This is a genomic window from Microcoleus sp. D2_18a_D3 (genome assembly GCF_036702455.1).
Classification (GTDB): Bacteria; Cyanobacteriota; Cyanobacteriia; order Cyanobacteriales; family Microcoleaceae; genus Microcoleus.
The window spans coordinates 39,599-64,977 of sequence record NZ_JAUBTK010000001.1 but is presented as its reverse complement, the minus strand read 5'-3'; the positions used below and the strand labels follow the sequence as shown (position 1 = coordinate 64,977).

Sequence of the window (25,379 nt, the reverse complement as noted above, 5' to 3'; positions counted from 1 at the left end):
TTGTTCTATTTGTCCGGCGATTCTAGTCGGTGTTGTTTTAACCCCTGCATTCTAAAGTGATCACCTTAAAGTGCGGGGTAAGACTAGGCGGTAAATCTCAAACTCTAGGCCGAGATAAAATCTTCAGCACCAATGAGAGTAGGAGCAACACCTATCAAAGAAGCTAAAACTTCACCGCTGCTGGCTACTGTAATTAATGTGCCGTCAGTTCCCGGCGAAATTGATAGCTGTCCGAAGGTCAAGCCATTGATTAATTGCACGGTATCTTGAGACTTGACGAAATTAACGATCGTATCAACTCCCAATCCGACACCTAAAACAAAAACATCGTTGCCCCCACCGCCGACTAGAATATCGTTTCCTAAACCGCCGTTGAGGGTGTCAAAACCTTTGCCACCATTCAGGACATCGCTGCCGTCGCCCCCGACAAGCATATCGTTGCCTCGTAAACCCATAAGTACGTCATTCCCTTCCACACCGTTGATGATGTCGTTGCCGCTGGTACCAAACAGGATGTCGTTGTCGGGACTGCCGTTGATGTTGTTATTAGGAGGGTTATTGCCTGGAGTGCTACCGGTGTCAGAAACAAAGACATCGAGGCGGCTATTGAAAGTAAAGTTAGTATCCCCCGGTACGAGGTTACTGGCCTCAGATGAAAACGCTACTCTCTGCCCATCTGCAGAGATGGAGGACTCGAAGGACCCGTTGTTCCCCTGATTGCCTGCTGAGTCAACAGAGACGCGGGTGGTGGTATTCGTCAACAAGTCCCGCACGAAGATGTCGGCGTTATTGTTAGTATCCCCCGGCACGAGGTTGGAGGCACTAGAACCAAACGCCACAAACCGCCCGTCGGCTGAGATGGAGATGTCGAAGGAGTAATTGTTCGCCTGATTGCCTGCTGAGTCAACTGAGACACGGGTGGTGGTATTGGCTAGCGTGTCGCGCACGAAGATGTCGGCGTTATTGTTAGTGTCCCCCGGCACGAGGTTTGTGGCAAAAGACCAAAATGCCACAAACCGCCCGTCGGCTGAGATAGAGGGTTCATAGGACCCGCTGGGTGAGATAGAGGGGTCGTAGAATTCCCTGTTCGCTTGATTGCCTGCTGAGTCAACAGAGATGCGGGTGGTGGTATTCGTCAACAAGTCCCGCACGAAGATGTCGCTGCTATTGTTAGTGTCCCCCGGTACGAGGTTTGTGGCATCAGACCCAAAGGCCACAAACCGCCCGTTGGGTGAGATGGAGGGATTGCCGGAATACTTGTTCCCCTGATTGCCTGCTGAGTCAACTGAGACGTGGGTGGTGGTATTCATCAACAAGTCTCGCACGAAGATGTGGCCGCTATTGTTAGTGTCCCCCGGCACGAGGTTTGTGGCACCAGACTCAAACGCCACAAACCGCCCGTCGCCTGAGATGGAGGCATAGCCGGAACGGCTGTTCCCCTGATTACCTGCTGAGTCAACTGAGACGTGGGTGGTAGTATTCGTCAATAAGTCCCGCACGAAGATGTCGTTTGTATTGTTAGTGTCCCCCGGTACGAGGTTTGTGGCACCAGACTCAAACGCCACAAACCGCCCGTCGGCTGAGACGGAGGGGCTGAAGGAGTAATTGTTCGCCTGATTGCCTGCTGAGTCAACTGAGACACTGGTCGTGGTATTGGCTAGCGTGTCGTGCACAAAGACATCACTACTAGCGTTAGTGTCCCCCGGCACGAGGTTGGATGCTGGAGATCCAAACGCCACAAACCGCCCGTCGGACGAAATGGAAGGATTGGAGAATACCGATGGGCCTTGATTGGCCTGATTGCCTGCTGAGTCAACTGAGACGCGAGTAATATTCATAAACCCTGATATTTCAATAGTCCGAACTGTTTTTATTTCGTAGTCTGAAACCTTCGATTTTCCGTTGGTAGCTCGATCGCCTTGGAGCCTTGAAACCCTTCTCCTACGGTTAGTAATCAACAACTGTCCGAAGTATTGATATTTAAGAGTACAACTGTAGAGATGGGTTTTGCGATCGCACGGCAATTGGGGCTATTTACACTTTATGCCCTAACAGCCTTGGCGGTTGCTATATCAATATATTTTAAAATTTCCCTCTTCCTTCCTCCCTCTTTCTTTTTCGTTGAATATCTGCCTCCTGACTATGGACGAATGCTCGAATAATTAATCCGTATATCCGTGTCAAAATCCATATCTTGCCTCACCGAAAGCATCCAGGATACAATCCCTCGGATTCATCCGTGGAGAAATAAAAAACCTGTATCCCATAAACTAGCCTCCGAATTTATCCGTCGGGTCAATGCTTCAATTCTTTAATCTAAAATCTAAAATCTAAAATCTAAAATCTAAAATCTAAAATCGATTGACTTCATGCCTGCATCACCACCCGTTCCGGGAGACTGACAATAAAAGTTGAACCCTTACCGTCTTCGCTTTCAACGCTAATTTCGCCGCCGAGAATTTGACACAAACGCTGGCTAATTGTCAATCCCAAACCTGTGCCTCCATACTTGCGGGTAGTCGAAGCATCAGCTTGGGTAAAAGGTTTAAATATCTGCTCTAATTGCTCGTTTGTCATGCCGATGCCGGTGTCGCTGACTCGAAACATTACAACTTGAGAAGTGTAGCTTGAACCCGATTGAATATCATTATTTTTATTTTGTTTCGCCGGTCTAGATTTTTCAATTTTAATTCTTTCCACGCCGATAGTAATGACGCCTTTTTCGGTAAACTTGGCAGCATTGCTGAGCAAATTGAGGAGAATTTGCCGCACTTTCGGTTGATCGGCGTACATTGTGCCGAGTTCGCCTTTGGTTTTCAGTGCTAAAGAATTGCCTTTTTTTTCTACTAGCGGTTGAGCAGTAGTCATCACTTCTTCAATCATCGTTGCCACGTCGAAGTTTTCCAAATAAAGGGTGACGTGACCTGCTTCTATTTTGGAAATGTCGAGGATGTCGCTAATCATATCCAGCAGGTGTTTGCCTGCGGTTTGAATTTTTTCTAAGTCCGGGAGAAAGTCTTCTGAACCGGAATCTTGAGCATCTTCTTGCAGCATTTCGCTGTAGTTAATGATGGCGTTGAGGGGGGTGCGTAGTTCGTGGCTCATGTTGGCGAGAAATGCACTTTTCGAGCGGTTGGCCGCTTCGGCTGCTACTTTTGCTTCGTGCAATTCTTCTGTGTATTCGGCTACTCTTTGGATGAGTTCGTTGAGGGAAATTGCTAGCCTTCCCACTTCGTCGGAAGTAGTGACGGGTACTTGCAGGTCAAAGTTAGATTCTTCTGTCACTCGCTGAGCGATGAGGGTGGTGGCTTCTAAGGAGCGAGCGATCGCCCCGCTGGTGTATGCTGCTAGAATTGCTGCGATCGCACCTGATATCAAGAGAGAGCAAACGAGAATGAGAGTTCCGAGTTTTTCGGCATTTTCGTAGGTTCTCAATGCCTCGTCTGCTTTCTCGCGAAAGTTGACGGCCAGTTGGGCTGAATCCTCGGAAAACTGTTTGAGTTTCAAAGCAGTTTCGCCAGCCACAAAATTGTTCAAGTTCCGCCCCAAAGCCTGCTGCTGTTGCGGATTCAAAGCAGATAATTTGGCAGCAGCCAACAATTTTTGTACTTGTTGAAAGTATGATTCTACGGTTTTGCCGTTGGCTTGAGCGAACTGTTGAAGCTGTTGGTAGTCTTTGGCAACCTCGGCATTCTTCGTCGGCGGTAGGGTTTGCAGTTGTTCGAGGATGCCGCTCATCTGAGCAACGCGAGTCAGGAATTCCGATCGTTGGCGATCGAAAATTTGCGGTTGGGCAGTCAGACTGGCGAGCTCTTGCTGCTGAATTCTGACTTCCTGCACCGTGTTGTTGAGGTTTGTCAGGATTTCCGCTTTATCTCGGTCGAGCGCTAGTTTTTCTCTAACTTGCTGTTTGTGATAGGATTCTACTCCCCGTCCCGCCACAGCACCCAAAACGGCAATACTAATGACCAAGGCGTATCCGCAGCCGATTTTCTGCCTGATACCTAAGCGGCCCAACAGACTTTTCAACCCTATTTGAGGACGGTTCTGCAGTTGATTTTTCAAAGCTAAGGTTAAAGACATGGGCAATGTACTCGTCACCTTTGAGAGGCACCATCTATATTCTAATTGATGCCTGCCCGAGGGTAAATAAAGTTCTGGCTTCAAGCCAGCTTTCGGCAGTTATTGGGCCTTTGCAGGGTTCCCCAGCTCGATCGGCTTGAGAGTTGGGAGGAGTTATGCGTAACAAATTATAGCAGAAGGAATAACGCTCTTCGGCTGCCTTCGGCTCTTTTCCCTTCGGCAATGCGATCGGGCAAGTCACGGTTCCTGAGCTAAGTCGAAGGGCTGGGCAAGCCACTCAGAGTAAAAAAAAGCAAGAAGGAAGAACCAGTCAATCGATTTTAGATTTTAGATTTTAGATTTTAGATTTTAGATTGAAGCCTTGACCCCACGGATGAATCCGGGGGCTTGTATCCTGGATGCTTTCGGTCAATCGATTTTAGATTTTAGATTTTAGATTTTAGAGGCGACCCCACGGATAAATGCGGGGGCTCTTCTGATTTTCGATTTTCGATTTTGGATTGATTCCACGGATAAATCACGTGGCGGGTACCACCTTTGAAATTGGTGGTCAAAGGCATGGTTTCAGATAATTCAAGTCATTAAGAACCTACTCACCGTCGGGCGTGGTTGCGATATAAGTCGCGAGTTATAAGTTGCAAGTTATGAGTTAGATTTCTGATTGAAAACTCTACTCTACTCGCAACCCACAACTCGATCGCTGTTCCCCTACTGGCAAAGTCGAAATTGTGCTATATCAGCAGGAATTCTTGAAGCATTAGGTACGCTAGCACTTGCTGGAACGAAGATTCCCAGGCCGTAACTGCAACCCTCCGCCGTCGTGCATTCCCCAGGCTTAGCACTGATTTGATATTCGCCTTGGGATGGGGGAGTAAAAGAGATTGACGCCAGTTCGCCTGTTTTTTGACTCACAGCGATTTCCTGACCGCTGGCATCCTTGAGAGATAAGTTTAAATCCTGGCAATTTCCGTCGCAAGTGGCAACAAAAACATACTCCACATTAGGATGCAGCGTTGCTCTAAAAGGAGATGAAACTTGCTTGCGAACTTGGCCCAGCAACGGCACAAATACTAATTTTTGACCGTTGCCTTTCCGCTGGTCAACTTCTGTTTTCAAGCGACAAACAACCGTTTTTTGGTCGTTGGTCAGTTCTTGAGCAATAGCATTTCCTACGATTGCAGTACCGAGGAGCAGAGCCATGCCGGAAATAACCAGATGTTTGAAATTCATTGATGTCCCTTAAGGTTAATTTTTTGCTAATTGATTGGATTTGCACAAAGAATCTATCGGTAGGGTACGTCTCGGCGCGCCTTACTGCGACAGGTAGTGTCTAATTTAGCAGGCCTGATGCAGCACTGTCTATTTACAAAGGCAATTGATTAATTGTCCCTATATACAATCGAGATTCTGCTAGTAGACTACCAATTGCCATCTCTGACTCCATCGGGATCGACTTTGAGCTTTTTAATTTGTGCTTGAGGAATGTCAACAGATGTATCGTCTTGCTGCGGTGCAAATCCCTGATTTTCGTCCATCTCTTTCACAGACTTGACTTGAGAAAGGATACTTGAGGGTGCGACAGATCCTTTTTGTTCGTCGTAAAGGTCGAACCAAGGAAGACCGTATTGATTGTAACTTTTGGCAGTAATGGGCGTGTTTGGCGGTTCTTTACCAGTGATTTCCCGATACATCATGCTATTAACAATGTGGACGTAAACTCTGGCGAAATTTGTCTCGTCCCAGGTGTTGATACCGTAACTATCGGGATAAATTTCTTGTTTCATTTTACCACCTGCTGCTAATCCCATTTCCGCACTACCAAATGTGGCACAAGCCATAGGTGCAAAATCACTAAAGCCTCTACCTCTCAGTAATTTTGAGGGCGGCGGTTCTTCTGGAAATAACCCTGGTTTCGGATCGAATACAATGATTTGAATGCCGCCAAATTCTTCTTTACCAGTTACTTGTCCTTCGACAGTGTAACCCATACCGAGAGGCATAGCAACAAATTGGCGGATGTAACCTTCACCAGCATTGATACCATCTAACCAGGGTTGATCGGGACAAATGACATAATCTTGGTCATCAGCTTGCAGTTTTTGCTGCCAAGGTTTGCCTGAAACGGCATTGATTTTACCAACAGCAATTTTAACAGCATTGGGCCGCCAATCAACGCCTCTAAAATAAATCCACAAAGCTTCCCGTTGATACATGGGAATAAACACGCCCCCGTGTTCTTTCCAAGTTTCAGGTACTGTAGAAATGTAGTCATCAACTTTGCAGACTGGAAACTTGCCTAATCCCGGCGGTAAGGGATAGGTTTTACCGTCGTCGGGTATCCGCAAAGTGCGTTCAAAATTCAGGGAGAAGTGTTTACCGAAACAGATAGCGTTGTTTTTTACGGTGATTTCTAACATGGGGATTCTTAGATAAAGAACAATTACCAGAAAATCAAAATTTCGCTCATTTGCCGTTCTGTCTAAATTTCCACGCGGGAACAAACTTAGAATCTCCCCAAACGCCGCGGCGATTTTTCTTAGCTTCGGCTTCCGCTTGTTCCAGAATACTTGCACTCGGACAATTTTTCAAGTAAGGACGGTAAACCATTGCTAATCCTTCGCGGGTCAAAACTTCTTGGGCAAATGTACCGTTTGGCAAGCGAACTTCGCTAACTTTGCGACCGTAGCGGTCACTATCGGTGACGGTCAAAACAACGCGACCGCCCCCTTGTTTGACTAGCTGCTGCATTCTTTGGTGGGCTAGGTTTCCCCACTTAAATTGATTTTTTTTTGCTGCTGCTTTGCTATTTTTTTCAGCATTTGTGTGCGCGACTTCCGGTGCATCTACACAGGCAAAACGCACTTTTATATCTTTCCCGGCGGCATCACTGGCGACAAGGGTGTCGCCGTCGCTGACTCGCTTGACAGCATAGTTGTTGGGCGCTAACTTTTGTGGACACCCGAATAGTAGCAATAGCAGAGCAACTGCACTTAAGGTTTTTATTTGTGGGAAAATGGCGATTTTAGTTTGGCTCATCGTTCTGTGTTTTATTTAGTTTCCATCCAATTTTGCCCAGCGTGGATGTCAACTATCAGCGGTACGCTAAGTGGCAGAGCATTTTCCATCGCCGTTCTAATTTTCGGCTGCAATTCTTCCCATTCATCGGGAGGTACTTCAAAGATTAATTCGTCGTGAACTTGCAGCAGCAGCCGCGCCTGATAGTTTTGCAAAATTTTGTGTACTTCAATCATGGCAAGTTTAATGATATCAGCACTAGAGCCTTGAATCGGAGCGTTGGCTGCGGCCCGCAAAGATTGGGCGTCATCTCTGCTGACAGATTTAAGTCTATCGGAGTGAATGTCTTGGGGATTGCGGCCTTTTAAGTCCAGGAGGCTTTCGCTCTCGAATTTTAAATAGCGGCGGCGGCCTAGAATTGTGGTGACGTATCCGAGGGCGATCGCCTCTTTTTTTACTTTCTCCAAATATTCAAAAACTTTACTATAGCGAGCGTTAAATTTAGCAATAAACTCCTTGCCATCTTTGGAAGTCTTGCCCATCGATCGCCCAAACTTGATCGCCCCCATACCATAAACTACTCCAAAATTAATCGTTTTGCCAAACCTGCGCTCGTCGGGAGTTATTTCTTCCTTTTCAAACAAAAGTTGAGCCGTCACGGTATGCACATCTCGATTATTTTGATAAGCTTCAATTAACACAGGTTCTTGACTCAAATGAGCTAAAATTCGCAGTTCTATTTGAGAATAGTCAGCCGACACCATCAGCCAACCTGACTCCGGTAAAAAAGCTTTGCGAATTTGCCGCGAAAACTCGGTGCGGATGGGAATATTTTGTAAATTTGGATTGGAAGAAGAAAGCCTTCCCGTGCCCGTTGCAGTTTGGTTGAAATCTGTATGCACTCGCCCGGTATCCGCACGCACTAACTGCGGCAAAGCATCGACATAAGTTGATTTCAACTTGGATAATGTTCGGTGTTCTAATAAATCGTCTACAATCGGGTGGTCTCCTTGCAATTTATCCAAAACAGCCGCGTCTGTAGAGTATCCCGTCTTAGTTTTGCGAGACTTTTTCTCAAATTCATCCGGGATTTTTTCTAACAATATTTCGCTGAGTTGTTTCGGGGAACCTAAATTAAACTTTCTCCCGGCTGCTTGATAAGTTTTTTCTTCTATTTCTTTTAAGCTCTTTTCTAGCTGTTGCGATAGTTCTTGCAGATATGCTGAATCAATGCGAATTCCGCAATATTCCATTTCTGCTAAAACTGGTTCTAGGGGCTGTTCTACTTCCAGCAACAACCCATCCAAAGTTTTTCCGGGAAAGCTAGATTTATCAGCTTCTTTCAATTCTGCTCTAAGTTTATTTACTAACCCAAATGTGGTGTGAACATCCATGCCGCAGTAGTCGGCTACCGCCGGAATACTGATGTCAGCAATTGTTTTGTTTTTGGGTACTAATTCATTGTAACTTTTGGCGACAATGCCTAAGTATTTCCTTGACAATTCGCTGAGGCTGTGGCTGGTTTCGGGATTGAGTACGTAACTGGCTAGCATGGTATCGAAGACGACTCCTGCTAGTTTAATTCCTTGACAACGCAGGATCGATCGATCAAACTTAGCATTTTGCAGCGCTTTAGGATAATTCTCGCTTTCCAAAATCGGACGCAAAGCATTTAAAACTGTGGCTTTGTCCAAGTTTGTGCCGGTTTTGTGTCCCGTGGGAATGTAAGCGACATCCTCTTCATCGGTTCCCCAACAGCAGCCAATTCCGACTAATTCGGCGTCTCGCGGTTCGATGGCGGTGGTTTCGGTATCCCACGCAACGGGTGAGGCTTTGTCGGTGCAGGTTTGCAGCAGTTCGACTAATTCGTTTAACTGTTCGGTTGTTTGAATTATTCGGGGTTTAATGGGTAATTTGTTTTCCTGCTGGGCGGCTAGGGTGTCTGCCAAACTGTAAAATGTGTCATCTTCATCTTCTGAAATTTCAGAAGTTTGAGGTGACTTATCTATTGTGGGGTGGGCATCTTGCCCGCCCTTTGCAACAGGCAAGATGCCTGTTGCACAGTCGGCAACAGCCAAGATGCCTGTTCCACTCTCCATTGAATTGATTGTGGGGTGGGCATCTTGCCTGCCCTTTTCTAATGGCTGTTCAGGGCCACCAAAACGCTTTTGAATTTGTTTAACTTTGCTTAAAAATGTTTTAAATTCCAACTTTTCCAGCATCGGAATCAAGGCGGATTCGTCAAAACCTATAAGCTGGCAATCTTCTAAGTTGATTTCTAATGGCACGTCTTGGACAATTGTCGCCATGCGTTGAGAATGGTAAGCAGCTTCTTTGCCTTCTTCTAGCTTTTTCTTAGTTGCGCCTTTAATCTCATCGATGGCTGCATAAATTCCATCCAGGGAATTGTAAGCTTCCAGCAATTGCAGGGCGGTTTTGTCGCCGATGCCTTTAACTCCGGGGATGTTGTCGGATTTGTCGCCGCACAAAGCTTTGTAATCTACTACTTGTTCTGGCAAAATACCGAGTTTTTCTTTGACTGCTTCCGGGCCGTATTCTTGGGATTTGCCTTTGCCCGATCGCCTGAGCTCATCGGTACTCAAATATAATACGCTGATTTGTTTGTCGGTTTCTACTAATTGAAACAAATCGCGATCGCCCGTGAGGATTTTGACCTGATAACCCGCCGCGCTGGCTTTGTTTGCCAAAGTTCCCAAAACATCGTCTGCCTCGTAGCCCGGAGCAGTTATTGCAGGTAAATTCAAATAGGTGAGGAGTTCTTGCAGGTTTTTGATATCCGGCTTAAAATCTTCCGGTGTTTCGGCACGACCCGCTTTGTAGGTGTCGTCTGCTTCGTGGCGAAATGTGGGTGTGGCGAGGTCAAAGGCGATCGCCATGTACTGGGGGTCGTGGGCTGCCATTACTTCCAGCAGCGACTTGAGAAAGCCAAAACAGACGCTGGTGGGAATGCCTGTCGTAGTTCGCAAGCCTCCGTCTCGACTTTTGGCAAAGGCGAAGTAGGAGCGAAAGGCCAGGGAGTGACCGTCAACTAAGATGAAGATGGGAGCTTGATTTTCCGACACAGACACAGTTACCGATCGCACGAAAGGATTTTCTCATTGTACTCAGTTGTCAGTCGGCATTGATCGACCGGAAGGATGGCCCGCAGACTTGAGGACGCTTGACACTCGATCGGATCTCGGCTTACCGAGAAAATGGGTTTAAAGCCCTGCCCTTCTAGGGGGGCTTTTTTCTTATAAATCGTGTTGTCCCTTTGTAACAGTATGGTACAATACTGAGACCAGGAGGTACTACAAGTGTTTTCTCTAACCTACGAGTTTAAGCTCAAACCTACCGTCAGCCAAGTTTCACTGTTTGAAGACTGGCTAGAACAGTGTCGGCGGGTGTATAACTACGCACTTGCTGAACGGAAGGCTTGGTATAAGTCTCGTAGTTGCCTGGTTAATGCTTGTTCCCTACATTCCGAGTACATTATTCCTGCTGATGCTAAGCGTCCTACTTATGCTTCTCAGTGCAAAAGTTTAACAGCAGCAAAAGAAAAAATCCCCGCTTTGAGGGTAGTTCAATCGCAAGTTCTACAACAAACACTTAAACGGTTAGAACAAGCTTTTGTTTCAATGTGGGAGAGAAACTTTGGCTTTCCTCGGTACAAGAAGCCTGGTCGCTGTAAATCTTTTGTTTTTCCACAACTGGGGAAATCGCCTTTGAAAAACGGCATGATTAACCTACCTAAAATAGGTTGGGTTAAGTTCCGACAATCAAGGGAGATACCTGGTGATGCCTTGGTGAAACAAGCTCGAATTGTTAAACGAGCTAGCGGTTGGTACGTGATGCTTAGTTTGCAATGGGGTGTATCTGTACCTCAAGCAACACCATCAGGAGAAGCAGTAGGAATCGACGTAGGATTAATCAGTTTTCTCGCTACATCATCTGGACTAACACTACCAAGACCGAGGTTTTTTGTAGACCTTCAACGCAAGCTTAAATTGCTGCAACAAAGAGTCAACAGAAAGAAACTTGGGTCAAATAATTGGCGTAAAGCTCAAACGAAAGTGGCAAAACTCCATGAACATATAAGCAACACCCGCAAGAACTTTCATTGGCGTACTGCTCACTTGCTTTGCAATCAGGCAGGAATGATATTTGTTGAAGACTTAAATTGCAAAGCTCTAGCTGCGGGAATGTTAGCCAAGCACTGCCTAGATGCGGCTTGGGGACAATTCTTCAACATCCTGAAACAGTGTTGTTTTAAGCGTGGAGTCTTTTTCCTGGAAGTTGACTCTAGAAAAACCAGTCAAATTTGCCCTAACTGTGGAGTTGAGACAGGTAAAAAAGATTTGTCAGAACGTATCCACAAATGTAATAGCTGCGGGTATACAACTGATAGAGATGTTGCCGCAGCCCAAGTAGTTCTACGACGAGGACTTGCAGCGGTAGGACATACCGTCAAGATGCTTCCCGGAGGGCAAGGTCGTTGGACTCCCTACGAGTTAAGAATCTCCGCGCTTATAGGGCGGAGAGTGTCAATGTGCAGCTTGGCTGAGAATAGTACAAGATGTTAAGTACGATTCCCTACGGGATAGCTTCGCTTCACGCGAATTTACCAACACCTGCCCGAAGCCTATGGCTGACATTAATCGATGCTACGAAATCCTCGAAATTGAGCCGGGAAGTTCCCTAGAAGAAATTAAGCGCGCTTACAGGGATTTAGCGTTTGTGTGGCATCCCGATCGGTTTGCCCACAACGATCGCCTGCAACAAAAAGCTCAACAAAGATTAACAGAAATTAATGAAGCTTACCAGCAGTTGCTGTCGTTTCTGAGTCAGCCTGAATCATCGAGGTCGATCGAACAACAGTTTCACCAGCCACCGCCGCCTGCGCCGGAAAAGCCGCTGAGAAGGCGTTCTGCAAAATCAGCCGCCAAGCCTGGTTCCCAGCGCCGTCAAACCCGCCCAAAAGCCGCCTCCAAAAAATTTCTAACTCAAAAAAACTCTTCAAGCAAGAAACGATTTACCACTCACAATAGCCCAGCGTGGCGGGGCACAAAGCAACCAGGGCGAATCGTTGCGAGGAAAGCAGGGCCATCTCAAAACTATCGAAAGCTTACTTCGAGAAGGAAAACAGAATTTTCAACTCAATACTCAAAACCACGAATCCCGCCGAGGGAAGTGCGGCCATCTCAACACTATTCAAGCTTCCCCTGGTGGCCGCTGGCAATCGCTGTGGCGAGTTACGCTTTGACCGGTTGGATTTTGACGGAATCAGCGGCCCCGCTGTGGATGTGGGCTTTAATCTGCGGTGCAGATTGGCTGTGGGCCGCGATTTTGCTGGCGGAGGGTTCGGCCACGCCTAGAGTGTGGCTGGCGGCGTTAGTTTTAGCTGGGGCGGTAGGGGGGTCGATCGCTGGTTTTCAGGCGGGAGGAAGGGTCACAGGGGCTGCTTGGGCAGCAGTTGGGGCTGGTTTGGGGGCGATCGCCAGTTCCGAGGCCCAGTATCGGGCTGTGGCCGCTGTTTTGGCTGTAGGGGGAGTGGTGGCAGTGGTGGGATTGATGGCGGGAACGGTTTCTGGGAATTGGGTTAAGGCGTTGGTGACGGCCGTGTGTTGGGCGCTTGTCGGCTTGATGTGCGGGCTGGCGACGGAACTAGGCGTCAATTCTGGCGGCCCCGTCGGGCTCCGAGGTGCGATCGGGCTGGGGATTGGGGCGTGGGCGGGGGTTTTTGCTGGGGCGGGTTCGGGGGATCTCGTCCAAGCTTTGGCTATCGCCGGGTCTAAGAGTGTTTATGGGGCTTGGGCTGCGATCGGCATTATTGCTGGAGTTGTGGCCCGGATGGTAGCTGCAGAAAGGTTGATCCACAACGGCAGCGCGCTTTATACGTTTATCCTGTTGGTGGCTACTTCCGGTTTTGGGCTGTGGCTGGGAAGTTGGTTGGGCGATCGTATCTTTTGAATGAGTCATTAGTCATCAGTCATTAGTCATTAGTCATTAGTCATTAGTCATTAGTCATTAGTCATTAGTCATCAGTCATCAGTCATCAGTCAACAGTCAACAGTCAACAGTCAACAGTCAACTATTTCGGAGGATTGCAACCGGAATTCATGTAAATTCCAGCACTTATCGCTTTTCAGCAGCGCTTCAAACTCAGCCCTTGGCAAAGCTGGGCTGAAAAGATGGCCTTGAATTTCGTCGCATTCGTACTCGCACAAAAAATCAAGTTCTTGCTCATTTTCTACCCCCTCAGCCACCACCGTCATGTTCATGCAGTGTGCCATTTGAATAATCGCTATTGTGATCGCTGCATTTTGGCGATCGTCTGCAATGTTGCGAATAAAACTCTGGTCTATTTTAATCGCATCAAACGGAAAGCGTTTTGGATAACTCAAAGAAGAATATCCCATTCCAAAATCATCAATTGCTATCCTAATCCCCTGCTCTTTCCACACCGTAAAAGCTTTAGCTGCTGCAATTTCGTCTTGCAAAACAAGACTTTCCGTCAGTTCTAATTCCAAACACTTGGGATCGATAGCGGTTTCTGTTAATATCTCCCTGACTCTTTCGGTGAAATTTTTGCGCTCGAATTGACGGGCTGACACGTTAACTGCCACTCGCAGAGGCGGTAAACCTGCTCTTTGCCATGTTTTAGTTTGCCTGCAAGCAGTCTCTAATACCCATTCACCCAACGGTGCAATCAAGCCCATTTCTTCAGCCATTGGAATAAATTCCCCCGGAGAAACTCGCCCCCGTTCTGGATGATTCCAGCGCACCAAAGCTTCAGCACCAATAATTTTACCTGTTTTAATTTCTATTTGCGGCTGATAGTAGATTTCAAACTCTGAGCTTTTTAAAGCATGGCGCAAGGAACTTTCTTGAAGAAGTGTATTGATAAAAAAATTATCATTTTTTGCATTATAAAAATGATAATTATTCCCGCCTTTTTGCTGAGATTGATACATTGCTATATAAGCATTTTTCAGCATTTCATCTCCGTCGATGCCGTCCCTGGGATACAAGCAGATCCCCATACTAGCAGTGACATAGACTTCGCAACCTTTGACAATCATACCTTGGGATACAATATCTAAAATGTTTTGAGCAATCTTAGCCACATCCTGTTTTTCTGCAACTGGTTTGAGAATCAGCGCGAATTCTGCCGCTTCCAAACGAGCAACAATATTAATGTTTTCAATGCAGTTAGTTAGCCGCTGGGCGATGCTGCAAAGCACCGAGTCGCCGATATCGTGTCCCCAGGTACTGTTAATGCGGTTGATTTTATCTAAGCTAAGCGTGACAACTGGAACGACTCCTGACAATTCTTTTTGACCATCTAATACTCGACTTAACTTTTCTCGCAAAAATGAACGATTCGGCAGGTTGGTCAAGCTGTCATACTGATGTCGGTAGAGTGCCAGTTGAATAGTTGTGTGCAAGTTTTTTTCTTCAAATGGCTTGACAATATAGCCGAATGGTTTTGTACTATTGACTCGTCGCAAAGTAGTTTCATCGGCATAAGCTGTCAGATAAACTACCGGAATTTGAAAGCGCAAGCGAATTTCGTCGGCTGCTGTAATACCGTCGATTTCTCCTTGCAGGTTAACATCCATTAAAACTAAATCCGGGCGCAAATTGGCTGCCGATTCAATCGCTTCTTCTCCCGAATACACCATCCCAGTTATTCTATATCCTAGAGATATCAAACTGTCGGAAATGTCTTCCGCAATGATGCTCTCGTCTTCAACTATCAGAATTTTTTTCTGGGACACTAATTTTTCTCCTCAGAGTGCAAGTTGGGTTGAGAAAAGGTTATTCTAAAAGTCGTGCCAGCAGTTTCTAACAGTTCTATTCCCCCCCGGATTTGCTTGACTAAAGACCCGACAAGTCGCAAGCCCAACGTTCGGGCTTTGCGATAATCTAAGTCTTGAGGGAAACCAATTCCGCTGTCGCTCACAGTTAGCACGCAAACTCTGTTATTATCTAAAGTGAAATCTATGTTAATTTTACCTTTAACTTGTCCTTTAAAGGCATATTTGAGGGCATTGGTCACAAGCTCGTTGATAATTAACCCGCAAGGAACTGCCGTATCAATATTGAGAGAACACGGCGCAATATTTGTTTGCAACTTGACGCCTTCTGCATGATTTTCATAAGCTTGGAATAAATTGTGGGCGAGATTTTGGATGTATTCAGCAAAGTCAATGTTTGACAAGTCTTTGGATTGATACAATTGTTCGTGAACCAGGGCCATTGATCTGACTCGGTTTTGACTTTCTTTTAACATTTCACTAACGTGGCTGTCTTGGATGTAGCGTGACTGAAGTTTGAGCAAACTGGAAATAACTTGGAGGTTGTTTTTGACGCGGTGGTGAATTTCTTTGAGGAGAACTTCTTTTTCTGCGAGGGATGCTTTGATGCCATCTTCGTCGCGCTTGCGATCTGTAATATCCCGCACTACTCCTTGAATTACTTTTCGTCCGTTAATTTCCATTGCATTTAACAGCACTTCAGCGGGAAATTCTGAACCGTCGAGTCGTTTTTGTACCCAGTCAAAGCGACAGCTACCTGTTTGCATTGCTGTCGATATTCTCTGTATTGCTAGACTGGATGAGTCTTGTCCGCTAGGCTGAAATTGTGGGGAAAAGTCGCTCAGTTTCTTGCCGTAAAATTCTTTGGTGTTGCTACAGCCAAATATTTTTAAGGTAGCGGGGTTGCAGTCAAAAAATTCCTTTTCGTCAAGCAACATTACTGCGTCGCTGGTGGCTTCATAAAGGCTACGAAATTTGTGTTCTGATTCTTGCAGCGAGCAGATCAATTGGTTTTTGAGAGCTTCTGCACGCTTGCGGTCGGTAATATCTATTCCTACAGAAACTGCTGCGGTTCCCTGATGATATTTCTGAGCTACTATCAAATAGTTGCGGACGAAACCGTTAATTTCTATTTCTATTTCTTGGCAGGTTTGCTGAGATGAACTGTTAAAAAAAATTCGGATCAGTTCTCCGAAAGTCGAGCCTTTGTCGAGAAAGTTGATTTCTTGACCGACAAAGCTTTCAGGAGACAGGTTGAATGAGGTTGCTAAGTGCTGGTTGACTCCAATATACCGCAAATCTGAATTGATCCAAGAAATCAGTCCGGGTACGGCATCCAAGACGGCGCGAAGTTGGTCTGTAGCTTCTTGGAGTGCTTCTTGCGATCGCTTGTGATCGCTAATATCTGTCGCCGTTCCGCACAAGCCTAAAATAGCGCCGTTTTCAGCTTGGTTGACGATGCTGTTGACGCGCAGGTGGACGGGAGTACCGTCTTTACGAATGTGTACTGTTTCGTAAGGAGAATTAGCGCTTTGTGGCTGAAGTTTGGTTCTCGCTAAAAGTTGGGCAAATATTTCTCTTGGTCTATTTTCTTGATCGGGAACTAAAAAATCGGTGAAGCGGCGTCCGATCATTTCTGGCGGTTCGTAACCATAGATGCGTTTGGCGGCGGAATTGACAAAAGTCAAGAGGCCTTCAATATCGATCGACCAAATCAATTCTTGGGAGGTTTCTATGAGGTTGCGGTACTTTTTTTCGCTTTCGGCAAGTGCTGCATTGAAGACTGCCGTTTGCTGCTGCAGTCTGTCTTCTAATTCTTGATTTGCCGTTTCCAGAGTGGCAATGGACTGCTCGCGCTCGGTAATTTCAGTAGAAACACCGACTGCCCCGACAACTTCGCCGTTTCCATCTCGCAGCGCTGTCGATCGAATTTCGTGAATAAAATGCCTCTCTCGGACGTTCCAAGTGCGATCGTTTCCTGCTAGTACCTCAGCAATATTTTCTAAGATATCTGGCTGGCTGCTGTAAACTTCACAAATCGACAGCCCGACAGTTGCACCGGGTTTGAGTCCCAAATTTTCTAATCCTTTCCCTGTGGCAAGGGTTAACTTGCCGTCTCTGTCTGTTGCCCACAGGAAAACGGGGGCACAACTGACGGCGGCCTGAAGGGTTTCGTTGGCTTGTTTGAGCCGATCGATTTCTGCGTGAAGCAGATCCTGGGTGGTGTTTAATTCTACCCTTAGTCGATCGGCTTTTTGCTGCCAACTGGCAGCAGTAGCGCACATTTCTGCGAGATTGCGGGAACGACAGATGGATTGGTTGCAGTGTGACATGGTTGCTCTAGGGCGCACTGTATATTTAACCTCAGCCTATCTTTTAAGCATAAACTTTTTAAGTCAAATATTACAATTAGCAGGAATACTCCTCCGACCAAGATGCGATATATTAAAGCTACTTTAAAGGATTCAGAAATTGCGGCTCGCTCAGGCTTTCCGGCGACAGTTCACAAATTGATAATAAGCTGAATAATGCCTGCCAGTCGGTATTTTTACGGTAACTATTTGTAGTAGTGCAAAAAGAAGTTCCGCAATCCTCGGCTTGCACAAGAACTGGGATTGTAAATTTATTATATTTGTTTGCGTAGATTCACGCACCGAGGAAGAGGGAATCGGGAAAATAGAAATATAGGCAGCGCCTGAATGGTTAGGAGGTACTTAATTTGTGAAAATCATGAGGTCGATTCCCTCTTCTTTCTGCCTTCTGCCCTATGCCCTATGCCCTATGCCCTATGCCCTATGCCCTATGCCCTATGCCCTATTTCTTCCATCCGTTACATCCGTTACATAATCCGTTGCCGAACTTTCTTCAATTAACTCCCCAAATTTTGACAGTTTTGTCTAAGCTGCCGCTGATAATAGTTTCACCATCGCTGCTAAAAGTAAGACAAGTAACAGAGTTTTGATGTCCGCTGAGAGTGTAAAAATTTTCGCCCGTACTGGCATTCCAAAATTTGATATTACCATCCGCACTAGCACTGACAACAGTGCGTCCGTCGGGACTAAAGGCGATCGCATTTATCGAGTTAAAATGCCCTGCCAAAGTGATTGAACTATCTGGATTCGATAGCTGCCGCAGTTGAATATTTCTGTCCCAGCCGCCAGTAGCCAAAGTCTGCCCGTCTGGACCCAAAGCCAGACAATTAGCATAACCCTTAATTGTTTGGGAGCATTCTCGGCTGCGGAGGTTCCACAGTTTAATTGTACCGTCAGAACTGCTGCTAGCGAGAGTTTGTGCGAGCGGGCTGAAAGCAAGACTAACAATTCCTGCTTTATGAGCTCCCCAAGTTAAAAGACTGCCAAAAGTACAGATTAACTTTCCCGTCTCTAAATTCCAAATTTTGATAGTAGTATCTGCCGAACCGCTGGCGATAACTTGACTGTCGGGACTGACGACAATTGCGCTAATTTCCGCTTCATGTCCGAGGGAAGTATGCCGCAATTCTCCTTCCTGCCAAATTTCGATCGCACGGTGTTTTGGAGTATTTCTGCTCCTCACAAAAACTTCGCTTTCTTGGCAAAGGACAAAGGTTTCTTGAGCGCGGGGATACTTCTCAACAGTATAGAGTATTTCTCCTGTCTCTACATCGCAAATTCTAATTATTTTGCCGTGCAAACTCGCCGTGCGATCACCTCCGGGACTAATCGCAACATTTGTCCCAGTTTTGACCGTGCGGATGCAGTCAAAAAGCTTGTAAGGCACGAAGTCTTTTAAAGCTTGGCGGACTAGAGGTTCTGTCCTCGATCGCAAAATTAAATAAGCAACTCGCTGCACTTCTGGTGCGGGGTCAAGCAGCGCCTCAATTGCTAAATTTAAACCAGCGCCTCCGTATTTAGGAGCGTCTTTAACAGCGGCAATCCGAGCCTCGATACTAGGACTGTTGAAGCGCTGCTTGACTCCGGCGATGCCTCCCAAAACAGCGCCGGCGATCGGGATTTGACTTTGGCCGCCGAGGACGGCATCATATTCTCTGGGTTGGTTAGAATTGTCGGGCATCATACGATTTTAGGTTTTAGATTTTAGATTTTAGATTGAATAATTGGAGGATTGAGAAAAGCGAACTCACGGATCAATCGGGGGAATTGTTATCGGATACTCTGTTGTTTTTTTCTGAAGATATGAATCCGGGGGCTTGTACCCTGGCTGCTTTCGGTGACGCTCAAACCTCGTTCGTTTAAGAGCGCAACTTCTAACTTATTGACTGTTGCAGTTTATAGTATTATAATCAAATTAGCGTTTCACAGAAAAATCCGAAAGTGATATGTCACACTTCACAACGATCAAGGTTCAGATCAAGAACGGCGAACTGCTACATCAAGTGTTGGAAGAGTTGGGTTATCAAGTAGAGTGCAATGTGCAGGTGCGGGGTTATCGGGGCGACAAAACTAATGCCGAGTACGTGATTCGGCAATCCAATGGTTACGATTTGGGTTTTCGTCGCAGCGGAGAGGATTACGAATTGGTGGCGGATTTTTGGGGCGCTCGAATTAAGCAGCAGGATTTTGTCAATTCAATTAGTCAGAAATACGCGCGCAAAAGTTTGATGGCGGCGGTGCAGTCAGAGGGTTTTAATGTTGAAGAAGAGGAAACTTTGGCAGATGGAACGGTGAGAGTTGTAGTTGGTCGATGGGTTTAAGACTCGCATTTGATTAACTTGTAAGCTATTTGGCATTTAAATTGAAGATGGATCGCGGGCTGTGGAAGCCCGCGCCAGAAAAGTTTAAGTAAACAGTAGCTTAAAAATTAAATGGGCGACAGCTTATTGACATATCAACAGGAGTAATCATGTGGCGATCGTACTAATTATCCTGGCGCTTGTAGTTGTCATTGTTGGCGCGATCGCCCTTGGAGCATACCGCTGGCATCTCGGTACCAAGGAACTGCGAGCCAATCTGGAAGCGGCGCGATCGCCGATTAAACCTCTGACATTTGATGCGCGGGAAATCGCCGATTTACCCCAGCCAGTGCAGCGCTACTTTCGTGCGGTGCTGAAGGATGGACAACCGCTAATTGCAACAGCGCGGGTTTCCCACGAAGGCACGTTTAACATGAGCGAAACCGCAGAAAAATGGAGTGCTTTCAACTCAACTCAACTGGTAATTACTCAACGCCCTGGCTTTGATTGGGACGGGCGAATTGCCATGATCCCCGGTATCAATGCGTTTGTTCATGATGCCTACATTTCTGGCGAAGGCATCCTCCATGCGGCGCTGCTGGGCCTGGTGACTCTGGCGGATATCAGCAGCACTCCAGAAGCTGCACAAGGGGAACTGATGCGCTTTTTCGCGGAGGCTGCTTGGTATCCGACGAGACTGCTGCCGAGTCAGGGTGTTCGCTGGGAGGCGATCGACAATTCTTGGGCCAGAGCAACGCTACAGGATGGCGACACCGCTGTTTCCCTGGATTTCCGCTTTGATGAAGCAGGGCTAATCGCCAGTATCCGCGCCGAGGCCCGCGCCCGTACAGTTAAGGGGGGACTGGTGTTTGCGCCCTGGATTGGCCGTTTCTGGGACTACGAATTACGAGACGGTATGCGGATTCCGCTCTCCGGTGAGGTGGCGTGGCAACTGCCTGATGGCTCGCTATTGCCCTACTGGCGCGGCCGCATCACGAATATTGCCTATGAGTTTGCACGATGATTCTAGTTTGTGTTGTAGGGTGAGTCTGAGATTTTCTCCCCTATTTCATGGGAACAATCTGATAATTAGAGTACACAGGTAAACGGCTATTAGCAAAAAAAGTTAATTACCCATGAACATTTCAGAACTCAAGACAGCAGTAAGGGAACTTCCCGAAAATGAACTCGCAGAGTTTCTCGAATGGCTTGATGAGTTCCAAGCAGCTCTCGCCGATCGCCAGTGGATCGATGGTGTACGAGTTAAGATAGATGCTGCTGTTGCCATGTCCGAACATACTCCACCGATTGACGGCGAAACGTTTATTGCAGGGATTTGCGATCGTTTCCCAAAATAGCTTGTAGGCTGGGTTATTAATTTCATCGCAAGATGGAGGCAATTTTATTCTTCTTCTTCATCGACCAAATCAGATTCATTCGCCGCCTTATTGTCACTATTTGACTCTTCAACTGTGCTGGTATTTTGATGGATATTTTCCAATAAACCCGCCTGTTTTAACAAGTGTCTGAGTAATCGAACTTTTAAAGATTTATTACCGTGAATTGGCACAGAGATTCGGATTTAGCTTCCCGCTTTCCCGTAGATGTGGTGACTGCCTTGAACTCTTAATAATATCCAGTCATTACGTTCTAGCAGCTTGGCTAGCTCTTTGCCAGACATGGAGTTCATATCGCAATCTCCATAATTTTGTCTCGCTCATTTGTCTCGATGGATTCAATATCTACACGCTTGGCAACCTTCGATTGCTTCATAGAGGTTTTGCAGCAGTTCCTCGAAGGTTTCTCCCTCTGTTGCACAGCCCGGAATCGCAGGAACTTCTGCCCAGTATCCGCCTTCTTCTGCTTCGTGAATGATAACTTGGATTTTCAATTGATTCTCCTAATTTATTCTCAAAACTTACCTCTTCATTACTGTAGCAGACTTTACTCCTCCAAGTCCACCTGTTTAACCTGCTCTAAAGGTATATCTAGCGCTTCTGCAATTTGCTCGTCGCTCAAACCAAAGTGCCGTAATTTATCTATTGTTTCAATCTTAGTTTGATTTTTGCTTTTCTGCTGCAAGTCGGGATTTTTCGGCTGACTTTGATCTGCGCTAGGAGTGGGTTCTTCGGAACCCATGTTTACACAGCCGATTATATTATTATTACTATTAAAGCTTCGAGCGCCCAAAGAAATATTTAAATTACTTTGCCGTTCTACGACGGATTTAAGATTTTTTTTATCTACTTCTTCATCAAAGATATCAGATAACATTTGCAAAAGCTCGTAACCGACATCCTTAGCATGACCCGCTGAACAACCACAATTTTCTGCAATGTCATCATACTTTTGACGCTTCAGCGTTCCTTCGATAATTCCGCGCTGCAAGTCATTTAAACGTTTGCGTGTCTTGGCGTAGACAGCGTCATCTATAAATTGAAGTATTTCTTGGAGGCGCATCATCCGGGATGTGGGAGGACATTAGTTATTCTAGCCGACTTTATCCGTATTATTCCGTATTTTTCCGATCTTCAAACTTTACAGAATCTTTACAAAAGTTCCGTATTATTCCGTCTTTTTCCGCTTTTTAATTTTTAATGATTGATTTAAAGTGATATTATACTGTGATAATAAACATTTCACTATGAGTAAAAACAAAATATTATTAGCAATATGCACTATTACATTATTATTAACTATTGCTGCGAAAGTTTTTGCTCAACCATCTAATCACACACTTATTCCCGAAAATGTTAAACCAAGTTATGGTGCTTTTATAACACAGCAATCACTCACGTTATCGCCTACTCCCTTAGAGAAAATGTTAACACTCAATGAGACCAGCACGGTACAACAGGCTAAAAAAGAAACTGATTGGATTGCAATAATAGTTTCTATACTTAGCTTGGCTATATCTTCGGTTGTTGGTTATACCTCTAGTCTTAGACTAGCAAATATTAAGTTATGTTTTGGCAGAAATATCATACTTTTTCCCGTTCCAAAAACTCATGTTACAACCAGTAATGTGACTATGGCAGGAGTAGGATTCAACCTACCTATCACTTTCTATAATTGGAGTCCACAAGGCGGAACAATTCAACGTATTCGCTTAGCTGTTGCCAAGGAAAATGATGATGATTTTTATGACATGGCATGGACTACTTTTGTGAAAATTGGTACTGATGGATTTGAACCAGATAATTTAGCTCAACCGATTGCTGTAAAAGGGCTTTCTTCCGTGAATAAAGTAATTCGATTTGATTGGATTACTGAACTAGGAGGTAGGCAATTTGAGGTAAAACCTGGCAATTACGAATTGAGAATTTATGGATGGACAAAAAACACACAAAAACATAGCTTAAAATACACAACTTCTTTTACAATAAAAGATGAAAATTGTCTAAATTTTAGAGACAGTGTGGCTACAAATCTCAGCCGATCGATTTGGATACCATTGAACGAAAACGAAAAGCCAAATCGGTTCTTATCTAGAAACGACCTTGATAGATTTTACACTTAATAATTTATTTCTTTGTGATTAAGGAGTCGTTTAAACCATGTCTCAAAATGATAAATCAATTAAGATCAGCGGTGGAACTGTTTACAGTGCTGGTAACAGTGCAAGCGTTTACGGCGCTGTGAACATTGGAAGCGCGGCTAATAATCAATTTACCCGGCAACAGACGAACCAAGGCATTTATTATTTATATGAGGAAAAGGAAATTCTTTTAGAAGCAGCAGCAGAAATTAAACAACTGCTCGAACACTTAGAAAAAATGAATCCCACGGCTACTGAGGCTGAAAAGATTGAGTACGTTAATGATGAAACTACCCGTAGTTTCAAGCGTCGCGTGGTGGGTGCGTTGCAGGCTGGGGGTGAAGCTGCGATCGAAGAGTTTTTAGACAATCCCTATGTCAATGTCGGGAAAGCGATCGTTAAAGGTTGGATAAAACCAGAATAGATTGTGGTGTGCGAAGAGCGATCGCCCTAACCAGAAAACCCAAGTGCGATCGCCCGCAACTACCAAATCGTTTCAACGTGAGGATAGCTCAGAATCTTCTCATCGCAAGTAACCAATGGAATATCATACCGCCGCGCGATCGCATCTTAGTTGCGATCGGCTGGATCTTTGTGAAACTCCCCTGGAAGTTGTGTACTGCCAATTGCATCCAACGGATTCAGGGGCTCGATAACTGTACCTGAATGAGTTCTCGCTTGCGCGTACCACTGTTCGATCGGCAAAGGCAAAGTCAGCTTACCCAAACTCGATTTCACAGCAATTTCCCAAACTGAAATTGCAGAAACCAGTAAACCGCTTTGGTTTTCCTCAGCCTCGATCGCACGATTTGCCCCCACAGACAAATTACTTGGATCGTGCAGCAGCCAAAGCCAAATATGGGTATCCAGTAAAATCATGTACCCAGCGCATCCCATAAATCTGACATCGGCTCATCAAAATCCTCGGCAATTACCAACGGCATCCCGCGCAGAGGATAATGCTTTTGCGCTGTCAATCCAGCACTCGAAATCTCAGCTAAATCGATCGCCAAAAAAGCCTCCGAGTTCGACAAGCGCCTCTGACGCAAAAAACTCAATAGCACCTCAAGTACATCATCTGATGTTTGCTCAATCTCGCGGATTAGTTCTTCGCGGACAGTCATAATCTGGCATTCTCCCTGCTAGACTTCTTTACCCATTGTATCGAGATGCGATCGTTTTGGGTGATCGCCCTTAGAAACAAAACTAAGTGCGATCGCGCCTATTTTTGCCAAGCTCCCCTGGAAGTTGCAATTACTACGCTAAACTGCTACCGTTAACATAGACGCATCGTAGGAAAACAACTGATGACACTAACAGAATTACTCCCTACAATTAGACAACTGTCTGCGATCGAGAAACGAGAGTTAATCCGCATTCTAATGGCGGAAGAGGATATCAGTGATGAACAGGTGTGGAAGGATCAATTTGAAGCGACAACAGACGCTCAGTGGGATAGTCTAGCTGAGATAGTACGTCAGGAAATCGCTGCTGGCGAGATTACACCTTTGGCTGACATTTTTCCATCAGAGTCATGAAATCAAGTGTTACTAACGCATTTCGCAAGAAACTTGACCAGCTTCCTGCATCTGTTCAAGAGCAAGCTGCCAAAGCATACGCGCTTTGGAGTTCAGATCCTTACCACAACAGTCTTCAATTTAAACGAGTCAGTCAGCGTCAACTTATTTATTCAGTTCGCATAGGACTAAATTACCGAGCTCTTGGCTTACTAGAAAACGATCGCATCTATTGGTTTTGGATTGGCGCACATACAGAGTATGACGAGTTGCTTCAACGGTTGTAGGTTCGCAATCGACATCCAACAATTAATACGCTCTTCGTCTGCAAATATCCTACGCATCAAGACTGTTTATCCTGCCCAATCGCCTCTCGCTCCGCTTCTAAACCCGACAATAAATCAGTCAAACCTACATTTTCATTTTCCATAATCGTTGCCATCCGATCGATTAGTTGGGGAGCTTGAGGTTGTTTGGGAGCAAGTACAATTAGATTACCTATTTGGAGTAGCACCAGCATATCTCCCTGATTAACATTGAGAGAATCTTGTAATAACTGGGGAATGGTAATTTCCCCTCCCTGTCCTAGAAGAATCGGGAATTGTTTAATTTATACATCCGTTTCTTGTGAAGTTATTGTCACGACTTTAACCTCAGCCTTTAGTGTTAAGTTTCTAAGATTCCTGATTATAGCAAGTTTTAGGCGGTGTAGGTTTTTAGCGATCGCCCTAACC

At 45.7% G+C, this 25,379-nt stretch carries 25 protein-coding genes; 9 read left to right on the top strand and 16 right to left on the bottom strand.

Features of this window, described 5'->3' with window-relative positions; all coding sequences use genetic code 11:
* Positions 1–104 precede the first annotated feature (104 nt).
* From QUB06_RS00360 to polA, 6 genes are all read right to left on the bottom strand, one after another.
* Complete coding sequence (locus tag QUB06_RS00360) at positions 105–1,838, bottom strand: calcium-binding protein (RefSeq protein WP_333433740.1); 1,734 nt, start codon at positions 1,836–1,838, stop codon at positions 105–107.
* 529 nt (positions 1,839–2,367) lie between these two features.
* The gene (locus QUB06_RS00355) at positions 2,368–4,083 is read right to left on the bottom strand and encodes an ATP-binding protein (RefSeq protein WP_333433739.1); all 1,716 of its coding nucleotides are present in this window, start codon (positions 4,081–4,083) and stop codon (positions 2,368–2,370) included.
* A 708-nt stretch (positions 4,084–4,791) separates the two neighbouring features.
* The gene (locus QUB06_RS00350; RefSeq protein ID WP_333433738.1) at positions 4,792–5,313 is read right to left on the bottom strand and encodes a hypothetical protein; all 522 of its coding nucleotides are present in this window, start codon (positions 5,311–5,313) and stop codon (positions 4,792–4,794) included.
* Positions 5,314–5,501: 188 nt separating this feature from the next.
* On the bottom strand, positions 5,502–6,500 hold the full coding sequence (locus QUB06_RS00345) for a hypothetical protein (RefSeq protein ID WP_333433737.1): 999 nt from the start codon (positions 6,498–6,500) through the stop codon (positions 5,502–5,504).
* A gap of 46 nt (positions 6,501–6,546) precedes the next feature.
* Positions 6,547–7,119 carry a thermonuclease family protein gene (locus QUB06_RS00340; protein ID WP_333433736.1) on the bottom strand — a complete coding sequence of 191 codons (573 nt, stop codon included), beginning with the start codon at positions 7,117–7,119 and terminating at the stop codon, positions 6,547–6,549.
* Positions 7,120–7,130: 11 nt separating this feature from the next.
* Positions 7,131–10,202 carry a DNA polymerase I gene (gene polA / locus QUB06_RS00335; RefSeq protein ID WP_333433735.1) on the bottom strand — a complete coding sequence of 1,024 codons (3,072 nt, stop codon included), beginning with the start codon at positions 10,200–10,202 and terminating at the stop codon, positions 7,131–7,133.
* A gap of 213 nt (positions 10,203–10,415) precedes the next feature.
* Here polA and QUB06_RS00330 point away from each other — a divergent pair, with 213 nt between their 5' ends.
* Positions 10,416–11,681, top strand: coding sequence for a transposase (locus QUB06_RS00330; RefSeq protein WP_333433734.1), 1,266 nt, complete (start codon positions 10,416–10,418; stop codon positions 11,679–11,681).
* A gap of 61 nt (positions 11,682–11,742) precedes the next feature.
* The gene (locus QUB06_RS00325) at positions 11,743–13,068 is read left to right on the top strand and encodes a J domain-containing protein (protein ID WP_333433733.1); all 1,326 of its coding nucleotides are present in this window, start codon (positions 11,743–11,745) and stop codon (positions 13,066–13,068) included.
* A 110-nt stretch (positions 13,069–13,178) separates the two neighbouring features.
* On the opposite strand, the gene QUB06_RS00320 is transcribed toward QUB06_RS00325, so the two are convergent.
* From QUB06_RS00320 to QUB06_RS00310, 3 genes are all read right to left on the bottom strand, one after another.
* Positions 13,179–14,879 (bottom strand): EAL domain-containing protein, encoded by a 1,701-nt coding sequence (locus QUB06_RS00320; RefSeq protein ID WP_333433732.1) that lies wholly within the window; start codon positions 14,877–14,879, stop codon positions 13,179–13,181.
* Positions 14,879–17,251 carry a PAS domain S-box protein gene (locus QUB06_RS00315; RefSeq protein ID WP_333433731.1) on the bottom strand — a complete coding sequence of 791 codons (2,373 nt, stop codon included), beginning with the start codon at positions 17,249–17,251 and terminating at the stop codon, positions 14,879–14,881. The genes QUB06_RS00320 and QUB06_RS00315 overlap by 1 nt, the downstream gene beginning before the upstream one ends.
* Positions 17,252–17,783: 532 nt before the next feature.
* A complete protein-coding gene (locus QUB06_RS00310) occupies positions 17,784–18,974 on the bottom strand; it encodes a WD40 repeat domain-containing protein (protein ID WP_333433730.1) in 1,191 nt (396 codons plus the stop codon).
* Positions 18,975–19,236: 262 nt separating this feature from the next.
* Between QUB06_RS00310 and QUB06_RS00305 the strand changes: the two genes are divergently transcribed.
* The 3 genes from QUB06_RS00305 to QUB06_RS00295 all read left to right on the top strand — a co-directional run bounded on the left by QUB06_RS00305 (position 19,237) and on the right by QUB06_RS00295 (position 20,948).
* Positions 19,237–19,611, top strand: coding sequence for a DUF1257 domain-containing protein (locus tag QUB06_RS00305; protein WP_333433729.1), 375 nt, complete (start codon positions 19,237–19,239; stop codon positions 19,609–19,611).
* Positions 19,612–19,762: 151 nt separating this feature from the next.
* Positions 19,763–20,614, top strand: coding sequence for a DUF6920 family protein (locus QUB06_RS00300; RefSeq protein WP_333433728.1), 852 nt, complete (start codon positions 19,763–19,765; stop codon positions 20,612–20,614).
* A 112-nt stretch (positions 20,615–20,726) separates the two neighbouring features.
* Positions 20,727–20,948 (top strand): hypothetical protein, encoded by a 222-nt coding sequence (locus tag QUB06_RS00295; RefSeq protein WP_333433727.1) that lies wholly within the window; start codon positions 20,727–20,729, stop codon positions 20,946–20,948.
* A gap of 44 nt (positions 20,949–20,992) precedes the next feature.
* Here the strand turns inward: QUB06_RS00295 and QUB06_RS00290 are convergent, their stop codons facing one another.
* From QUB06_RS00290 to QUB06_RS00275, 4 genes are read right to left on the bottom strand one after another with little or no spacing between them, the layout of a single operon-like run.
* On the bottom strand, positions 20,993–21,160 hold the full coding sequence (locus tag QUB06_RS00290; RefSeq protein ID WP_333433726.1) for a type II toxin-antitoxin system HicA family toxin: 168 nt from the start codon (positions 21,158–21,160) through the stop codon (positions 20,993–20,995).
* A 12-nt stretch (positions 21,161–21,172) separates the two neighbouring features.
* Entirely contained in the window at positions 21,173–21,280 is a 108-nt protein-coding gene (locus tag QUB06_RS00285; RefSeq protein WP_333433725.1) for a type II toxin-antitoxin system HicA family toxin, read from the bottom strand.
* Between the two features lie 45 nt (positions 21,281–21,325).
* A complete protein-coding gene (locus tag QUB06_RS00280) occupies positions 21,326–21,481 on the bottom strand; it encodes a type II toxin-antitoxin system HicB family antitoxin (RefSeq protein ID WP_445251353.1) in 156 nt (51 codons plus the stop codon).
* A gap of 53 nt (positions 21,482–21,534) precedes the next feature.
* On the bottom strand, positions 21,535–22,053 hold the full coding sequence (locus QUB06_RS00275) for a hypothetical protein (RefSeq protein WP_333433724.1): 519 nt from the start codon (positions 22,051–22,053) through the stop codon (positions 21,535–21,537).
* A 181-nt stretch (positions 22,054–22,234) separates the two neighbouring features.
* On the opposite strand from QUB06_RS00275, the gene QUB06_RS00270 reads away from it, so the two are divergent.
* Positions 22,235–23,110, top strand: a complete 876-nt coding sequence (locus QUB06_RS00270) for a hypothetical protein (RefSeq protein WP_333433723.1) — start codon at positions 22,235–22,237, stop codon at positions 23,108–23,110.
* A gap of 37 nt (positions 23,111–23,147) precedes the next feature.
* Positions 23,148–23,552 (top strand): hypothetical protein, encoded by a 405-nt coding sequence (locus QUB06_RS00265; protein WP_333433722.1) that lies wholly within the window; start codon positions 23,148–23,150, stop codon positions 23,550–23,552.
* A 146-nt stretch (positions 23,553–23,698) separates the two neighbouring features.
* Here the strand turns inward: QUB06_RS00265 and QUB06_RS00260 are convergent, their stop codons facing one another.
* Both QUB06_RS00260 and QUB06_RS00255 read right to left on the bottom strand, forming a co-directional pair.
* Positions 23,699–24,007 carry a type II toxin-antitoxin system VapC family toxin gene (locus tag QUB06_RS00260; protein ID WP_333433721.1) on the bottom strand — a complete coding sequence of 103 codons (309 nt, stop codon included), beginning with the start codon at positions 24,005–24,007 and terminating at the stop codon, positions 23,699–23,701.
* On the bottom strand, positions 24,004–24,252 hold the full coding sequence (locus tag QUB06_RS00255) for a hypothetical protein (RefSeq protein ID WP_333433720.1): 249 nt from the start codon (positions 24,250–24,252) through the stop codon (positions 24,004–24,006). Before QUB06_RS00255 ends, QUB06_RS00260 begins: the two co-directional genes overlap by 4 nt.
* Positions 24,253–24,435: 183 nt before the next feature.
* On the opposite strand from QUB06_RS00255, the gene QUB06_RS00250 reads away from it, so the two are divergent.
* Positions 24,436–24,666: a hypothetical protein gene (locus tag QUB06_RS00250; protein ID WP_333433719.1), complete on the top strand. Its 231-nt coding sequence runs from the start codon at positions 24,436–24,438 to the stop codon at positions 24,664–24,666.
* Positions 24,663–24,932, top strand: a complete 270-nt coding sequence (locus tag QUB06_RS00245) for a ParE family toxin-like protein (protein ID WP_333317336.1) — start codon at positions 24,663–24,665, stop codon at positions 24,930–24,932. The genes QUB06_RS00250 and QUB06_RS00245 overlap by 4 nt, the downstream gene beginning before the upstream one ends.
* Before the next feature lie 56 nt (positions 24,933–24,988).
* On the opposite strand, the gene QUB06_RS00240 is transcribed toward QUB06_RS00245, so the two are convergent.
* Positions 24,989–25,165 (bottom strand): hypothetical protein, encoded by a 177-nt coding sequence (locus QUB06_RS00240; protein WP_333433718.1) that lies wholly within the window; start codon positions 25,163–25,165, stop codon positions 24,989–24,991.
* Positions 25,166–25,379: the final 214 nt, after the last annotated feature.

Coding starts and splice junctions, on each gene's coding strand:
- QUB06_RS00285 (WP_333433725.1), bottom strand. CDS start 21,280: ATGAACTCCATGTCTGGCAAAGAGCTAGCCAAGCTGCTAGAACGTAAT.
- QUB06_RS00260 (WP_333433721.1), bottom strand. CDS start 24,007: ATGATTTTACTGGATACCCATATTTGGCTTTGGCTGCTGCACGATCCA.
- QUB06_RS00360 (WP_333433740.1), bottom strand. CDS start 1,838: ATGAATATTACTCGCGTCTCAGTTGACTCAGCAGGCAATCAGGCCAAT.
- QUB06_RS00325 (WP_333433733.1), top strand. CDS start 11,743: ATGGCTGACATTAATCGATGCTACGAAATCCTCGAAATTGAGCCGGGA.
- QUB06_RS00275 (WP_333433724.1), bottom strand. CDS start 22,053: ATGATGCGCCTCCAAGAAATACTTCAATTTATAGATGACGCTGTCTAC.
- QUB06_RS00355 (WP_333433739.1), bottom strand. CDS start 4,083: ATGTCTTTAACCTTAGCTTTGAAAAATCAACTGCAGAACCGTCCTCAA.
- QUB06_RS00240 (WP_333433718.1), bottom strand. CDS start 25,165: ATGCTGGTGCTACTCCAAATAGGTAATCTAATTGTACTTGCTCCCAAA.
- QUB06_RS00305 (WP_333433729.1), top strand. CDS start 19,237: ATGTCACACTTCACAACGATCAAGGTTCAGATCAAGAACGGCGAACTG.
- QUB06_RS00295 (WP_333433727.1), top strand. CDS start 20,727: ATGAACATTTCAGAACTCAAGACAGCAGTAAGGGAACTTCCCGAAAAT.
- QUB06_RS00270 (WP_333433723.1), top strand. CDS start 22,235: ATGAGTAAAAACAAAATATTATTAGCAATATGCACTATTACATTATTA.
- QUB06_RS00310 (WP_333433730.1), bottom strand. CDS start 18,974: ATGATGCCCGACAATTCTAACCAACCCAGAGAATATGATGCCGTCCTC.
- QUB06_RS00350 (WP_333433738.1), bottom strand. CDS start 5,313: ATGAATTTCAAACATCTGGTTATTTCCGGCATGGCTCTGCTCCTCGGT.
- QUB06_RS00315 (WP_333433731.1), bottom strand. CDS start 17,251: ATGTCACACTGCAACCAATCCATCTGTCGTTCCCGCAATCTCGCAGAA.
- QUB06_RS00265 (WP_333433722.1), top strand. CDS start 23,148: ATGTCTCAAAATGATAAATCAATTAAGATCAGCGGTGGAACTGTTTAC.
- QUB06_RS00255 (WP_333433720.1), bottom strand. CDS start 24,252: ATGACTGTCCGCGAAGAACTAATCCGCGAGATTGAGCAAACATCAGAT.
- QUB06_RS00345 (WP_333433737.1), bottom strand. CDS start 6,500: ATGTTAGAAATCACCGTAAAAAACAACGCTATCTGTTTCGGTAAACAC.
- QUB06_RS00250 (WP_333433719.1), top strand. CDS start 24,436: ATGACACTAACAGAATTACTCCCTACAATTAGACAACTGTCTGCGATC.
- QUB06_RS00340 (WP_333433736.1), bottom strand. CDS start 7,119: ATGAGCCAAACTAAAATCGCCATTTTCCCACAAATAAAAACCTTAAGT.
- QUB06_RS00245 (WP_333317336.1), top strand. CDS start 24,663: ATGAAATCAAGTGTTACTAACGCATTTCGCAAGAAACTTGACCAGCTT.